Below are 13,784 nucleotides of genomic sequence, written 5' to 3'. Positions count from 1 at the left end.
TTATATTCCCGTCCACCGCGAGACCGCCTCATGCAGCGTCTGCAGGCCGTGCTTCTCCTGTGTCTGGCCTGCTGCTGGCCGGGGCTGGCCGGCGCCCTCACGCTCACGCCCGAGGAACGGGCCTGGCTGGCCGAGCACCCGAGCATCCGCCTGGGCGTGGACACCTCCTGGCCGCCATTCGAGTTCCGCGACGAACAGGGCCGCTACCAGGGACTCGCCGCCGGCTACGTCAGCCTGCTGCAGGAACGCCTGGGCGTCAGCCTGACGCCTGTCGAACCGAAGACCTGGACGCAGGTCCTGGAGCAGGCCAAGGACGGTCGGCTGGACCTGCTGCCCGGCATCATGGCTACCCCGGAGCGCCAGGAGTATCTGAGCTTCACCCGGCCCTACCTGGACTTCCCGATCATCATCCTGGCACGCAAGAACGGCCCGATGCCGAAGCGCATCGACGAGCTCTACGGACTCAAGGTCGCGGTGGTCGACCACTATGCTCCTCACGAACTGCTGATCGCCCAGCATCCCGACCTCACCCTGCTGCCGCTGCCTTCGGTAGCGGCAGCCCTGCAGGCGCTGGCCACCGGCCAGGCCGACGCCTTCGTCGGCGACTTCGCCTCCAGCGTATGGAACCTCCGCCAGCTCAAGCTCAACGGCCTGGAGATCAGCGGCGAGACGCCATACCGCTACCAACTGGCGATGGCCGTGCCGCGCGGACAACCGATCCTCGCCGGAATCGTCGACAAGGTCCTCGCCGACCTCAGCGCCGAGGAGATCGAGCGACTCCAGGCCCCCTGGGTCGGCGGCCTGCTCGACCGACGTCCGGCCTGGCGCGAGATGGCGACCTACGGCCTTCCCATCGTCCTGCTGATCCTGGTCTCGGTCGCCATACTGCTGGCCATGAACCGCCGCCTGCGCCGCGAGGTGAGTCGCCGGCGGCAATTGGAGCGCGAACTGCGCGACAGCGAACAGCACTACCGGGGACTGGTGGAAAGCCTGAATGCCATCGCCTGGGAAATGCGCCTCGAGAAGAACCGCTTCACCTACGTCTCGCCCCACGCCGAACGCCTGCTCGGCTATCCCCTCGGCGAATGGCTGCAGCCGGGCTTCTGGCAGCGGACCCTGCACCCCATGGACGCCGAGTACGCCATCCACTACTGCATGAGCGAAAGCCAGGCCGGACGCGACCACAGCTTCGACTACCGGATGCTCGCCGCCGACGGCCGGGTAGTCTGGATTCGCGATCTGGTCACCCCGATCACGCAAGGCCGGGACCTGCTCCTGCGCGGTCTGATGATCGACATCACCGAGGCCAAGCTCACCGAGCAGGCCATGCGCCTGTCCGAACAGAAGTTCGCTTCGGTGTTCCACCACTGTCCGGACATGGTGGTACTGGCCAATGGCGCCGACGGCCGCTTCCTCGCGGTGAACAACACCTTCGAGCAGCAGATCGGCATCGCCGCCGACGACGCCATCGGCAAGACCGCCACCGAACTGGGCATCTGGGCACTCCCCGGCCTGGGCCCGCAGGTTCTGGAAAAGCTCGGCCACGGCAACCTGACCAACCTCGAGGTGCCCCTGCGGCGCCGCAATGGCAGTACCTTCAGCGCGCTGCTCAGCGCCCAGCACGTGGTCCTCGACCAGACCCCGGCGCTGGTGGTGGTGATCCGCGACATCACCCACCTGGTGGAGACCCAGGAACTGCTGCGGATCTCCGAGGAGAAGTTCGCCAACGCCTTCCATGCCTACCCCGACGGTCTGCTGATCAGCCGCCTCGAAGACGGCACGCTGATCGACGTGAACGAAGGCTTCACCCGTCTCACCGGCTACCGCCGCGACGAGGTCATCTCCCGCTCCACGCTCGAACTCGGCCTGTGGGTCGACACCGAGGACCGCAAGCGCCTGATCTCGCTGGTACGCCACCACACCCTGACCCAGGGCTTCACCGCCCCTGTACGGGACCGCAACGGTGGCATCCGCCAGTGCGAGATGTCCGCCCACCGGATCAGCATCGATGGCGAGGACTGCGTGCTGACCATCGCCCGCGATATCACCGAGCGCCAGCTCATGCAGGAGAAGCTGCAGCAGGCCGCCACCGTCTTCGAAAGCACCGCCGAAGGCGTGATGATCACCGATACCCGCCAACGCATCACCGCGGTCAACCGCGCCTTCAGCGAGATCACCGGCTACAGCGAGCAGGAGGCGCTGGGACGCTCGCCCAGCCTGCTCTCCTCCGGACAACACGACTCCAGCTTCTACCTCGCCATGTGGAACCAGCTGGAGCGCGACGGGCACTGGCAGGGCGAGATCTGGAACCGACGCAAGACCGGCGAGCTGTACCCCGAATGGCTGACCATCAGCGCGGTACACAATCCGCAGGGCGAGATCACCCACTTCGTCGGCGTCTTCGCCGATATCTCCACCCTCAAGTACGCCCAGGCCCGGCTCGACTACCAGGCCCACCACGATCCGCTCACCGGCCTGCCCAATCGCCTGCTGTTCGAGAGCCGGCTCAATCACGCCCTCGACGAGGCCCGCGAAGAGAGTCGTCCCGGCGCCGTGCTGTTCATCGACCTGGACCGCTTCAAGCACATCAACGACAGCCTCGGCCATCCCATCGGCGACCTGCTGCTCAAGGCCATCGCCGAACGCCTGCGCGACCAGTTGCGCGACGTCGATACCGTGGCCCGCCTGGGGGGCGACGAATTCATCATCCTGCTCCCAGGCCTGCACCAGGAAAGCGACGCCGAGCACGTCGCGCGCAAGCTGCTGAATGCCTTCACCGCGCCGTTCCAGGCCGACGGTCATGAATTCTTCGTCAGCGCCAGCGTCGGCATCGCCCTGTTCCCCAAGGACGGCGACGACGCCCCGACCCTGGTGAAGAACGCCGACGCCGCCATGTACCGCGCCAAGTCGCGGGGCCGCAGCCGCATCGAGTACTACACCCGCGAACTGACCTACCTGGCCACCGAGCGCATGGCGCTGGAAACCGAACTGCGCCGCGCCCTCGAGCGCGACGAGTTGCAGCTCTACTACCAACCCAAGCTGAGCCTGGAGAGCGGCTTGCTGGTCGGCGCCGAGGCGCTGGTGCGCTGGTACCATCCGCTGTTCGGGGAAATTTCCCCGGAGCGCTTCATCCCCCTCGCCGAGGATTGCGGCCTGATCCTGCCCCTCGGCGACTGGGTGCTGGAACACGCCTGCCAGCAGATGGGCGAATGGCAAAAGCTGCACGCACCGTTCGGCCCGCTGTCGGTCAACCTCGCCGGCGCCCAGCTCGGCCAGCCGCAACTGATCGAACGCCTCGAGCAACTGCTGGAGCAGTCCGGCCTGGAACCGTCGCGGCTGCAACTGGAAATCACCGAGAGCTTCATCATGAACCAGACCGAGGAGGCCCTCGCCGTCCTCCACGGCCTCAAGCGTCTCGGCGTACAGCTGGCGATCGACGACTTCGGCACCGGCTACTCCTCGCTCAGCTACCTCAAGCGCCTGCCGCTGGACATCCTGAAGATCGACAAGTCGTTCATCCGCGGCCTTCCCGACGATCCCCACGATGCCGCCATCACCCGCGCCATCATCGCCCTCGGCCGCAGCATGCAGCTCACGGTGATCGCCGAAGGCGTGGAAACCGAAGGTCAGCAGAGCTTCCTCACCCACGAAGGCTGCGAGCAGATCCAGGGCTTCGTCCTCAGCCCGCCGCTGCCGGCCGAGCTGTTCGCCAGCAAATTCCTCAAACCGCGCCAGCCGATTGGCGCTCCCCGAGAAGCGCCGGTATAATCCGCCGACCTGTGCGACACGCGTGGCGTGTCTCCGTCTCCAAGCTGTAGGGTCAGCTTGGGGGATTTCCGCAAGGAAATCGAACGCTTGGGTATCCATCCCCGGGAACCAAAACTCGCCCAGAAGTCTTTTGCCTTCAAGGACTTGCCGCAGCGGCGGTGGCAATAAAAACCCAAGGTCGTTGAGCTCTCGGCAGCACGACCGCAGGACCAGAACACCGGTCTTGGAGCGCATCCTAAAACCAACCCCTGCGGGAGAGTCGATCCCCGCTGGGGTCACCTCCTGCGTAATTTGAAACAGGAGGTAATAAATCAGGAACTGGCGGCCAGCAGGTCGTCCCTGTTCTCCCTTCCCCAAAGGAGACATGAGCGAAAGCTTTGTCTGTCATTGTCCAACCACTGCTTGTATGGAGTGGCAGCGGACTCGTTGTGCGACCAACGGTAGCCTAGGGAAACGTGCGTTGCTGGTAACGGCAGGGTGCGAAGCTTTCCCGACAACGTAGCCCCCGCGAGGGTGCGAATTCACCGTGAGGTGAACCGCAGAGGGTCGGAGTAGCACCGACCCAAGGCGCTAGGCTGACTGGTACGGGCAACCTAGGTGAACTGCTGATAAACACCGTAAGGATTGACGAGCCAAAGCTGCTGACAGGCTCGAACCAAAAGGTACGTGGTCGGTTATCTCCGTAGGTCGTGGAGATACGTCGCCTTCAGACCACCGGTGAAAAGGCAGGTCCTAACCCAGTCGTGTGACAGTCAGGGAACGTGGTAAGCCCGTATCGCCGCCCTCGGGGCAGGGGAGCCGTAAGGCGAACTGTTGGCGGTGCGGGTATGGGATCGCAGAGAAAGCGAACGCCAGGCTGTAATCGTCTGGATAGGGGTTGGAACATCACCCCACGGGAAACCGGGCAGACTTCTGCGTGGTCTTTCGTCGCAAGAACTCTGATTGAACCTGTCTCAATGAACCCAGGGCTCAGCAACATCGAGCCCACACAAACCAACCTTGGCGGGGTGCGCGCATCCCGTCAGGGACCGGCGTGCGCCTTCCGCTCGGGTGGACTAACCATCATGAGAGGAAAGCAGCATGAAAGAACTCAGCCCATCGGCCGGGTCTGCGCTTTCCGGCGCTCCGCAGCAGTGGCACGACATCGACTGGTGTCGGGTCCAGCGGAATGTCCGGGGAATGCAGGTACGGATTGCGAAGGCTTGTCGGGAAGGCAAATGGCGCAGGGTGAAGGCCCTACAACGGATGCTGACCCGCTCGACGTCGGCCAGGTACCTGGCTGTACGGAGAGTCACTGAAAACCAGGGCAAGCGCACGGCGGGAGTCGACCGCGTGCTCTGGGATACGCCTGACACCAAGTGGAAAGCGGCACAAGGGTTGAAAAGGCGCGGGTACCAACCTCGGCCTCTACGGCGAGTGTTCATCCCGAAGTCGAACGGAAAGGAGCGCCCCCTGGGTATCCCGACCATGACTGACAGGGCAATGCAGGCACTCTACCTGCTCGCTCTGTCGCCCATTGCAGAAACCACCGGCGATCCGAACAGCTATGGCTTCAGGATCGAGCGATCCACGGCGGATGCAATGTCCCAGTTGTTCGTTTGCCTATCCGGAAAGGCTTCGGCCCAATGGATACTGGAGGCGGACATACAAGGGTGTTTTGACCACATCAATCATGACTGGCTACTGAACCATGTCCCCACGGACAAGGTGATCCTCCGGAAATGGTTGAAGGCCGGCGTGATCCACAAAGGCCAGCTCCAGGCAACGGATGCTGGAACACCTCAAGGCGGAATCATCTCGCCTACTTTGGCAAACATGGTGCTCGATGGCCTGGAATCACAGCTCAAGCGACACCTGGGCGTGACAAGGGCGAAGAAGCTGAAACTCAATGTGGTGCGCTATGCGGACGACTTCGTCATCACCGGTGTCTCTCCCGAGGTACTGGAGAAAGAAGTCAAACCCTGGGTAGAGCAGTTCCTGGCGGTACGCGGGCTGCAGCTCTCTCTGGAGAAAACGCGGATCGCCCACATAGATCAGGGCTTCGACTTCCTCGGTTGGAACTTCCGCAAGTACAACGGGAAGCTTCTGATCAAACCCAGCCAGAAGAACGCGAAAGCGTTCTACGGCAAGGTGAAGGAGGTCATCGAAACCAGCAGGACGGCAAGGCAAGAGGACTTGATCCGAACGCTGAATCCGATTCTGCGCGGCTGGGCGCTGTATCACCAGCCAGTGGTTGCCAAGCAAACGTTCAGCCGCATGGACAACAGAGTGTTTCTCAAGCTCTGGCGTTGGGCGAAACGGCGGCACCCGAACAAGTCACTGGATTGGATCAGGAGGCGATATTTCCGGATTCACGGGGACAAGACTTGGGTGTTCGCTACCACGGTGCTGGAAAGCAACGGTAAGAAACGGGAGGTCGCGCTGTACTCGCTGGCGAGCACGCCGATTGAGCGACATAGGAAGGTGAGTGGGGAATACAACCCCTACGATCCAGCCATGGAAGCAATAGGTGAAAAACTGCGAACGGAACGGATGTTGAAAAAGCTGAAGTACCGAACTCAGATCAGAAACCTATACCTCTCCCAGAAGGGGCTCTGCTCGCTCTGCAACCAACCGATAACCAGGGAAACCGGGTGGCACGACCACCACATCCTCTATCGCTCACAAGGCGGTGGAGACTCCCTGGAGAACCGGGTACTATTGCACCCCGCTTGCCACCAGCAACTCCATGCTCGTGGTCTGACAGTAAGCAAGCCGGCCCGTTAGGGGGCTTTGAAAGGCTTGAGCCGTATGCGTTGAAAGGCGCACGTACGGTTCTTAGGGGGGGATGGGCCAGCAATGGCCCATCCCCACCCGACTCTGGGGGCCTATAGCTCAGTCGGTTAGAGCAGAGGACTCATAATCCTTTGGTCCACGGTTCGAGTCCGTGTGGGCCCACCACCTTCAAAGCCGCGCATTGCGCGGCTTTGCGCTTTCTAGGGTAGTGGCCTCATAAACGGCTCCATGGCCAAAAGGTACAAAATCGGTACAGTACTGGTTCGCCAGTCTGCCTTTGGAGTCCTTATCTGATGGCAACAATCGCCCCCCCCTTCCCGTGGTCCGCAAAACGGATTGGCCGACCAACGAAAAACCTTCCGCACCAAGCGCGACGCCGAAGACTGGGCACGCCGCACCGAAGACGAGATGGTACGCGGCGTGTACATCCAGCACTGCGGCTCCGAGCGCATGTGACCTGCCCCCATTTTGTAGCCCGAGAGCTACATGTCCCTGCATCAAATTTTATCGATGCCCAAGGGGTACGGCCGACCTCTATCCACAAGGTTTCTGAAGTGCTGAAACAGGCGCTTTAGCTGACTCAGTCACCCTGAACAGGCATGCTCATCAAGCTATCAACCCAGCTTGAGAATTAGACAGTGAGCCGAATAGCTGGCATTATCGGCTCACAAAATGAGCCGAATAGGCTCTCTAATCAGCTCATGAATATCCCTTATGAACGACCCACTCTGGATCTGGCAGCAGCCCGACTGGCCGCAGTTCAACTGGCAAGCCGAAGCGCTTGCACCACTGCTGCGCTCCTGTAGCCAGGCTCAGGGTCGTTTGTTAGGAATGCTCGGTGCCGTGGGGAGTGACACCGAAGTGCAGAGCAGCCTGGATGCCATGCTGCAGAACATCGTCACCTCTTCAGCCATTGAGGGAGAGCAACTGAATGTCGGTTCGGTGCGCTCATCACTGGCACGGCGACTGGGATTGCACGAAGAAGGTCGAACCACCTCTCGCTCCGAAGGCCTGGCGGAACTGCTGCTCGATGCCACCCACGCACATCAAGAGCCGCTAGACGAACAGCGACTGTTCACCTGGCACAGTTGGTTATTCCCCACCGATGACCAACTTCTGGCTCGACCACTACACATCGGTGCACTGCGCGGCGAAGAGCCCATGCAGGTAGTTTCGGGTCGGATAGACCGCCCTACCGTATATTTCGAAGCCCCTCCCCGCGCAAGGTTGGAAGCGCAACTGGCGGACTTTCTCGCCTGGTTCGAAAGCAGCCGCAGCGATGCCAGCCTCGACCCGTTTCTGCGCGCTGGTATCGCACATTTCTGGTTCGTGACCCTGCACCCCTTCGACGACGGCAACGGTCGTCTCACCCGCGCTATCACCGATCTGGCATTGGCTCAGGGCGAGCAGCAAGCCATTCGCTTCTACGCCATGTCTGCGAGCATCCTCGACGACCGCGCCGGCTATTACCGCATCCTAGAAGCCAGTCAGAAAGGCGGGCTGGATATCACCAAGTGGCTGCAGTGGTTTCTCGAAACCTTGCTCAAGAGCCTGGAGCAAGCCCTTGCCCGTATAGACCGCGTGCTGGTCAAGGCGCGCTTCTGGCAGGCACATCGCAGCCAAACGCTATCGGCGGAGCAGATCAAAGTGCTTAACCGCCTGCTCGATGGCGGCGAAAGGGGGTTCGAGGACGGCATCAGTGCGGCGCAATACCAAGCTGTGGCCAAGGTTTCCAAAGCCACCGCGACCCGCCACCTGAGCGACCTGCTGGAAAAGGGCTGCATCGAGCGACTGCCCGGCGGAGGGCGTAGCACCCGTTACCAGATAGCACGCTGAGCGCCTGCACCTGGCTCATCAGCCCTTGATGCGTCATCGCGCCATAGGACAATGGTCGCCTCTCCATTAAGCAGCTCGGCTCAAGGAAGAAAGTGGATTACAGCCCGATAGTCGCCCAGGTCTGGGGCATGCTGACCTGGTTTATCCCGGCAGCCCTGCTGATCGGCCTGCTCAAATCGCCTTGGGCCAAGGGGCAGATCGGTGAACTGCTGGTGCGCCTGTTCGCCCATTGGCAGCTGGACAGGCAAACCTACCGCCGCCTGCACAACGTCACCCTGAACACGCCGGACGGCACGACACAGATCGACCACGTATTTCTCTCACCCTACGGCATCTTCATGCTGGAAACGGCAGGTTTCCAGCACCTGCCGATAGGTCTCTACCGTTGCACCGGCGAGCCGTGCTGCAGGTCACAGGCTTTGGCATGAATCGCCCGCCACTGCGCGATCAATCGCAGGGTGTCGGCGGCAGCAGCGCAAGTTTCGGCGAAGGCGAACTGGCGCTGGCGGAGCGGAATCCGATGGACGTGGCGCTCTGCTCGCCGCCTGAGCGTGGGAAGGCACTTATCAGGCACTTCCGAAGGCACTACCGGACGATATCGACTCCATCGCCAACGCGGTAACTTCGAAGCACTTAAACCTTCATGAAACTGTAACTTCCAACTCGATCGACAGCTCTGGAAATACATCCTCGGTATTTTCCAAGACCCTAACCAAAGTCTGGATCGTTTCGTCACAGGAAACGCTGGAGCGCCTATTCCAGAGCGCTTCGAACAATCGGTAAAAATAAAATCCAAATAATCAGACGCAGTTCAAAAACAACCAGAACAGATAGTTTTTCCGCCTTTCCCAACATGCTCCTCTCGCCTTGACTCGTTCGATGCAGCGGATCGCCCATGCGTATTTCCGGCATTGTCCGAGGCCCATTCCCTGTTCGACGCGATACCCGGCGCACCCATAACAATATGCCGCCCTCCACGGGCCGATAGCGCCAGTTGTGAGCTTGTCCACCACTGCATTTCCCTCACTGCAAGGAGAGAACATGAGTCGCTCACCCATCCCTCGCCACCGAGCGTTGCTGGCCGGTTTCTGCCTGGCTGGCGCGCTGTCCGCCCAGGCGGCCACCCAGGAAGAAATCCTCGATGCGGCACTGGTCAGCGGGGATTCCTCGCAACTGACCGACAGCCACCTGGTCGCCCTCCGCCTGCAGCAGCAGGTCGAGCGCATCCGCCAGACCCGCACGCAGTTGCTCGACGGTCTCTACCAGAACCTCAGCCAAGCCTATGATCCTGGCGCCGCCAGCATGTGGGTCCTGCCGGCCAACCCGGACAACACCCTGCCCTTCCTCATCGGCGACAAGGGCCGCGTGCTCGCCAGCCTGAGCCTGGAGGCCGGCGGCCGCGGGCTGGCCTATGGCACCAACGTGCTCACCCAACTGAGCGGGGCCAATGCCGCCCACGCGCCGCTGCTGAAGCGGGCGGTGCAGTGGCTGGTGAACGGCGACCCGGGCGCGGCCACTGCGAAGGACTTCAAGGTCAGCGTGGTCGGGGTGGACAAGACCGCCGCCCTCAACGGCCTGAAGAGCGCCGGCCTGCAACCGGCGGACGCCGCCTGCAACGCGCTGACCGACGCCAGTTGCGCCAGCGCCAGCAAATTGCTGGTACTGGGCAACGGCGCCAGCGCCGCTAGCCTGAGCGCCACGGTGCGCGCACGGCTACAGGCCGGGCTGCCGATCCTCTTCGTGCACACCAATGGCTGGAACCAGAGCAGCACCGGCCAGCAGATCCTCGCCGGCCTGGGCCTGCAGGAAGGCCCCTACGGCGGCAACTACTGGGACAAGGACAGGGTGCCATCCAGCCGCACCCGGACGCGTTCGGTCGAGTTGGGCGGCGCCTATGGCCAGGACCCGGCGCTGGTGCAGCAGATCGTCGACGGTAGCTGGCGCACGGACTACGACTGGTCGAAATGCACCTCCTACGTCGGTCGCACCACCTGCGACGACGTGCCGGGACTGAGCGACTTCAGCAAGCGCGTCGATGTATTGAAAGGCGCCCTCGACGCCTACAACCAGAAGGCGCAGAACCTCTTCGCCCTGCCCGGCACCACCTCGCTGCGGCTCTGGCTGCTGTGGGCCGACGCGGTGCGGCAGAACATCCGCTACCCGATGGACAAGGCCGCCGACACGGCGCGCTTCCAGGAAACCTTCGTCGCCGACGCCATCGTCGGCTACGTGCGCGAGGCCGGCGCGGCGCAGAAGGAACTGGGCAGCTACGCCGGCCAGCGCCAACAGTCGATGCCGGTATCGGGCTCGGAGGAAACCCTGACCCTCACCTTGCCGTCGGCCCAGGGCTTCACCGCCATCGGCCGCATGGCGGCGCCGGGCAAGCGCCTGAGCATTCGCATCGAAGACGCTGGCCAGGCCAGCCTGGCGGTCGGCCTGAACACCCAGCGCATCGGCTCGACGCGGCTGTGGAATACCCGCCAGTATGACCGCCCGCGCTTCCTCAAGAGCCCGGACATCAAGCTCCAGGCAAACCAGTCGGTGGCGCTGGTATCGCCCTACGGCGGCCTGTTGCAACTGGTCTACAGCGGCGCCACGCCGGGACAGACGGTAACCGTCAAGGTAACCGGCGCGGCCAGCCAGCCGTTCCTCGACATCCAGCCGGGCGAGGACAGCAGCCAGGCGATTGCCGACTTCATCCAGGCGCTGGACGCCGACAAGGCCGACTGGCTGGAGATCCGCAGCGGCTCGGTGGAGGTCCACGCCAAGGTCGAGAAGGTCCGTGGCTCGATCGACAAGGACTATGGCGGCGACGTCCAGCGCTTCATCCGTGAGTTGAACGAGGTGTTCATCGACGACGCCTACACCCTGGCCGGCTTCGCCATTCCCAACCAGGCGAAGACTCCGGCAATCCAGCAGGAATGCGCGGTGCGCGGCTGGGACTGCGACAGCGAGACCCTGCACAAGCTGCCCGGCACCCAGCACATCAACGTCGACCAGTACGCCCAGTGCGGCGGCGGTTGCAGCGGCAACCCCTACGACCAGACCTGGGGCCTGAACCCGCGTGGCTGGGGCGAAAGCCATGAGCTGGGCCACAACCTGCAAGTGAATCGACTGAAGGTCTACGGCGGGCGCTCGGGCGAAATCTCCAACCAGATATTCCCGTTGCACAAGGACTGGCGCGTGCTCCGCGAGTTCGGGCAGAACCTCGACGATACGCGGGTCAACTACCGCAACGCCTACAACCTGATCGTCGCCGGACGCGCCGAGGCCGATCCGCTGGCAGGCGTATACAAGCGCCTGTGGGAAGACCCGGGCACCTACGCGCTGAACGGCGAGCGAATGGCCTTCTATACCCAGTGGGTGCACTACTGGGCCGACCTGAAGAACGATCCGCTGCAGGGTTGGGACATCTGGACCCTGCTCTACCTGCACCAGCGCCAGGTGGACAAGTCCGACTGGGACGCCAACAAGGCCGCTCTCGGCTACGGCACCTACGCCCAGCGCCCGGGAAACAGCGGCGATGCCAGCAGCACGGACGGCAACGACAACCTGTTGCTCGGCCTGTCCTGGCTGACCCAGCGCGACCAGCGGCCAACCTTCGCGCTATGGGGCATCCGTACCTCGGCAGCCGCGCAGGCGCAGGTGGCGGCCTACGGTTTCGCCGAGCAGCCGGCGTTCTTCTATGCCAACAACCGGACCAACGAATACAGCACGGTGAAGCTTCTGGACATGAGCCAGGGGTCGCCGGCGTGGCCGTTTCCGTGAGTCGTAGCTGAGGGGGCTGGCGCGGGGTGATGCTTCTCGCTCCGCGCCGGTCCTCATGCCCCTCTCCCCGACGGGAGAGAGGGTCGGCCATGCCAGCGGGCAATGCCGTGCCAGGCTGGCAAGCCAAACTGTCGTTCAAGCTGAACGATCCTGCGCAATAATGAGCCCCTTCCACCAGCAAGGACCGCTCATGACCGACCGCCTTCCCTGCCGCGCCTGCGGCCATCTCATCCTGCCGACCACGGCGGCGAGGAACGACGGACTGTGCATGCCCTGCAAGGGCGGCTACCGGCAGAACATCGAGGATGGCAAGCGTTTCCACACGGAGCGACGGCGCTACCTGGCGAGTCCGCAGGCGCTGTACTGGAGCGCGCTGGTGAATCGCGTCTACGATGGCCGCGAGGGATTCGCCGGGCTGTCGCCGGCCGAACGGAGCTACTACGCAGTGAGCGTGCTCAGCGGCGAAGTGCACAACGGCGGCTTCGACCAGTACTTCGGCAACTCCTCCGGCGACCAGTACCAGGCGGCGCGCGCGGGTCTTCGCGAGTTGGAGGCGGAGGACGCCCTGGCCCTGCTGGAGCGAGCCGCCGCCCTGCTGTTCGGCGACGGTCCGGTGCCAGTCTCCCAGGCCGAACGCCAGTTGCGCATGCCGACCTGGGCCGATGAACCCGACCGCGACTGCGAAGCGGCCCTGGATGCGCTGGACACGCGCTTCTACGCCCTGGCCGACGCGCTGGGCGAACGCCTGCTGGCCCATGCCCGCCACCATGCATTGTTCGCCCTGGACGAGCCCGATGAAGCCTGAATTGGATGCCCTAGAGGCCTGGCTCGGACAACCGCTGCCGGCTGCCTTCGTCGCCGCTCTGGAGCAGCACGGCGGCCGCCTCGTCGAGCCGGACCTGCTGCTCTACGCCGCCGACGAGTTGCTGGAACGCAACCGGGCCTTCGAAACCTCTCTCTACTGCCCCGGTTACCTGGCCATAGGCGACGACAGCGGCGGCCGCGCCGTGGTGATGGCCCTGGACGACCACTGGCAGGCGCTGTTCCTGGTCGACCATGGCGCGATGACGCCGGACTGCTTCGAACCCCTGGCACCCAGCCTGGAGGCCTGGCTGGAAGCCGGGCCCTGCCTGCCCGAATGACGGAGAAACGCCCATGATTCCTTTCGGCCTCAGCCCCGAACAATTCCGCGAGCGCTACCGCCGCGACCTGCAACGCGCCGCGCCGGGCGTGATCCAGCACCTGCGCGAGCTGCTCCGGCAACCCTTGGAGGAAGGACTGCGCGACGGCGAGATCCAACTGTTCCTCGGCGAGGACGGACGCGACGCAGCGGAAGCGTGGTTGTACCTGAATGGCGCCAGCAACCGGGTGGACGCCAGCGACCCGCGCCTGTTTCCCGGCAAGGCGCTGGACCTGGCGCTCGGCCTGGGACATGCCCCGGATTTCGACGAAGCCTATTTCGCCGACGGCTTCGGCGGCGTCGACCTGCTCGCCGATACGCTGCAAGCCTGGTTCGCCGAGTGCTGGTGGAAGGCCGGCGGCTGGGCCTGGCCGATCCCGCTGTGGCTGCACGTACACGATGGCTTCGGCGACGGCCGTGGCATCGCCCTCACCGAACGCTGCTGAACAGGGAGACC

At 63.5% G+C, this 13,784-nt stretch carries 10 protein-coding genes and 1 tRNA gene; 10 read left to right on the top strand and 1 reads right to left on the bottom strand.

All coding sequences use genetic code 11. From position 1 onward, the window contains the following. The first annotated feature begins 30 nt into the window (after positions 1-30). The 6 genes from VQ065_RS03230 (at position 31) to VQ065_RS03205 (ending at position 8,807) form a co-directional block, all read left to right on the top strand. Positions 31-3,768 (top strand): bifunctional diguanylate cyclase/phosphodiesterase, encoded by a 3,738-nt coding sequence (locus VQ065_RS03230; protein WP_003085029.1) that lies wholly within the window; start codon positions 31-33, stop codon positions 3,766-3,768. A gap of 1,080 nt (positions 3,769-4,848) precedes the next feature. Beyond that, positions 4,849-6,534 (top strand): group II intron reverse transcriptase/maturase, encoded by a 1,686-nt coding sequence (ltrA, locus tag VQ065_RS03225; protein ID WP_003099598.1) that lies wholly within the window; start codon positions 4,849-4,851, stop codon positions 6,532-6,534. A 97-nt stretch (positions 6,535-6,631) separates the two neighbouring features. Then, positions 6,632-6,708: transfer RNA gene (locus tag VQ065_RS03220), tRNA-Ile, on the top strand. Between the two features lie 171 nt (positions 6,709-6,879). After that, entirely contained in the window at positions 6,880-6,999 is a 120-nt protein-coding gene (locus VQ065_RS03215; protein ID WP_003085007.1) for a hypothetical protein, read from the top strand. 258 nt (positions 7,000-7,257) lie between these two features. Beyond that, positions 7,258-8,379 carry a Fic family protein gene (locus VQ065_RS03210; RefSeq protein ID WP_003085005.1) on the top strand — a complete coding sequence of 374 codons (1,122 nt, stop codon included), beginning with the start codon at positions 7,258-7,260 and terminating at the stop codon, positions 8,377-8,379. A gap of 92 nt (positions 8,380-8,471) precedes the next feature. After that, on the top strand, positions 8,472-8,807 hold the full coding sequence (locus VQ065_RS03205; protein ID WP_003085003.1) for a nuclease-related domain-containing protein: 336 nt from the start codon (positions 8,472-8,474) through the stop codon (positions 8,805-8,807). 325 nt (positions 8,808-9,132) lie between these two features. On the opposite strand, the gene VQ065_RS03200 is transcribed toward VQ065_RS03205, so the two are convergent. After that, a complete protein-coding gene (locus VQ065_RS03200) occupies positions 9,133-9,276 on the bottom strand; it encodes a hypothetical protein (RefSeq protein ID WP_003085001.1) in 144 nt (47 codons plus the stop codon). A 99-nt stretch (positions 9,277-9,375) separates the two neighbouring features. Between VQ065_RS03200 and impA the strand changes: the two genes are divergently transcribed. The 4 genes from impA to VQ065_RS03180 all read left to right on the top strand — a co-directional run bounded on the left by impA (position 9,376) and on the right by VQ065_RS03180 (position 13,773). Then, positions 9,376-12,147 carry an ImpA family metalloprotease gene (gene impA / locus VQ065_RS03195; protein ID WP_031629533.1) on the top strand — a complete coding sequence of 924 codons (2,772 nt, stop codon included), beginning with the start codon at positions 9,376-9,378 and terminating at the stop codon, positions 12,145-12,147. A 190-nt stretch (positions 12,148-12,337) separates the two neighbouring features. Then, positions 12,338-12,952 (top strand): DMP19 family protein, encoded by a 615-nt coding sequence (locus VQ065_RS03190; RefSeq protein WP_003084998.1) that lies wholly within the window; start codon positions 12,338-12,340, stop codon positions 12,950-12,952. After that, positions 12,942-13,289, top strand: coding sequence for an SMI1/KNR4 family protein (locus tag VQ065_RS03185; RefSeq protein ID WP_003084996.1), 348 nt, complete (start codon positions 12,942-12,944; stop codon positions 13,287-13,289). The genes VQ065_RS03190 and VQ065_RS03185 overlap by 11 nt, the downstream gene beginning before the upstream one ends. A 13-nt stretch (positions 13,290-13,302) precedes the next feature. Then, on the top strand, positions 13,303-13,773 hold the full coding sequence (locus tag VQ065_RS03180; protein WP_003084993.1) for a hypothetical protein: 471 nt from the start codon (positions 13,303-13,305) through the stop codon (positions 13,771-13,773). Positions 13,774-13,784: the final 11 nt, after the last annotated feature.

This window comes from Pseudomonas sp. KBN10P06128, from assembly GCF_037574945.1.
GTDB lineage: Bacteria > Pseudomonadota > Gammaproteobacteria > Pseudomonadales > Pseudomonadaceae > Pseudomonas > Pseudomonas aeruginosa.
This window is presented reverse-complemented; position numbering and strand designations above follow the sequence as displayed.

Coding starts and splice junctions, on each gene's coding strand:
- VQ065_RS03230 (WP_003085029.1), top strand. CDS start 31: ATGCAGCGTCTGCAGGCCGTGCTTCTCCTGTGTCTGGCCTGCTGCTGG.
- ltrA (WP_003099598.1), top strand. CDS start 4,849: ATGAAAGAACTCAGCCCATCGGCCGGGTCTGCGCTTTCCGGCGCTCCG.
- VQ065_RS03210 (WP_003085005.1), top strand. CDS start 7,258: ATGAACGACCCACTCTGGATCTGGCAGCAGCCCGACTGGCCGCAGTTC.
- VQ065_RS03200 (WP_003085001.1), bottom strand. CDS start 9,276: ATGGGCGATCCGCTGCATCGAACGAGTCAAGGCGAGAGGAGCATGTTG.
- VQ065_RS03190 (WP_003084998.1), top strand. CDS start 12,338: ATGACCGACCGCCTTCCCTGCCGCGCCTGCGGCCATCTCATCCTGCCG.
- VQ065_RS03185 (WP_003084996.1), top strand. CDS start 12,942: ATGAAGCCTGAATTGGATGCCCTAGAGGCCTGGCTCGGACAACCGCTG.
- VQ065_RS03180 (WP_003084993.1), top strand. CDS start 13,303: ATGATTCCTTTCGGCCTCAGCCCCGAACAATTCCGCGAGCGCTACCGC.